We start from the raw sequence: 1,033 nt of genomic DNA, 5'->3' as shown, positions 1-1,033 counted from the left end.
CTCGAGCCGGTGGGCGAACGCGGCGTCGTCGTCGACGTGGTGGTCGCTCGGGAGACAGACCAGGACCGGCTCCCGATCGAACCGCTCGCGGAGCCGCCAGACGGCGTAGACCAGCGCCGGGCCGGTGTCCTTGCCGTCGGGTTCGACCAGCACGCCCGCTTCGGGCGCGTGCTCGTGAATATCGTCTGCAAAAGCGTCGCGGGTCAGGACGTAGCGTTCGTCGGCGAACGCGGTTCGATCCATCGTCCGCGAGAGCAGGGAGCGCTCGCCGCCGAGCGCGAGGAACTGTTTCGGCCGGTCGCTTCGGCTCGCGGGATAGAGTCGACTGCCGATGCCGCCGGCGAGGACGCAGGCGACGATTGGCCGATCCATGTTACCAGGTCTCGATTCGCCCTTCGCGGACGTCCTCCGCACACCCCTCGCAGTCGGGGTGGCCCGCCTCGTAACAGGCCGGCCGGTACTCGTCGTCGAGCTTCGCCGCCCGCTGTTCGGCGTAGCGCCGACAGACGATCTTCGCCCGTCCCGCCTCGTCCGACGGCAGTTCGCGCGCGTTTTTCGCCACCTCGTAGGCCTCGCGGGCCTCCTCGAGTTGGCCGTCGGTCGATCTGCGAAGCTCCTCGAACTGTTCGCCCGCACCCTGCAGCGTCGAGCGCAGGATCCGCTCGAGCCGACGCCGATCCGCCATTGGACACCCGTTCGACCGGCGGGCACATAGGCCCGTCGGCGACGGCGGCCGACGGCGTCGGCTACGCGGAGTCGATGACAACGATTTTGCCAGACTCTCCCGTCGAGTACGGACATGGATATCCGCGACACCCTCCGGGGGATCACCTGTCCGATGGTAACGCCCTTTGACGACGGATCGATCGACGAGGCGGCCCTCGCTGGCCTGCTCGAGCACCTGCAGTCGGGCGGCGTCGACGCCGTCTTCCCCTGCGGAACGACCGGCGAATTTCCGAGTTTGACGGCCGACGAGCAGCGACGCGTCGTCGAGGCGACCGTCGAGCGCGCCGACGTTCCCGTCGTCGCGGGT

3 protein-coding genes are annotated in these 1,033 nt (G+C 69.0%); 1 reads left to right on the top strand and 2 read right to left on the bottom strand.

Going from position 1 to position 1,033, the window contains the following annotated elements; translation table 11 throughout:
- Together PGX04_RS23155 and PGX04_RS23150 are read right to left on the bottom strand one after the other, a co-directional pair.
- A partial coding sequence (locus PGX04_RS23155) for a sugar phosphate nucleotidyltransferase (protein WP_273740669.1) occupies nucleotides 1–372 on the bottom strand: 372 nt, incomplete at its 3' end.
- Between the two features lies 1 nt (nucleotide 373).
- Nucleotides 374–685, bottom strand: a complete 312-nt coding sequence (locus PGX04_RS23150; protein ID WP_273740668.1) for a DUF7091 family protein — start codon at nucleotides 683–685, stop codon at nucleotides 374–376.
- 114 nt (nucleotides 686–799) lie between these two features.
- On the opposite strand from PGX04_RS23150, the gene PGX04_RS23145 reads away from it, so the two are divergent.
- Nucleotides 800–1,033: dihydrodipicolinate synthase family protein (locus PGX04_RS23145; protein WP_273740667.1), on the top strand; the 234-nt coding region annotated here is incomplete at its 3' end.

This window comes from Natrinema soli (genome assembly GCF_028618695.1).
Note: the sequence above shows the minus strand (reverse complement) of the source record. Positions and strands in the feature narration are given on the sequence as shown.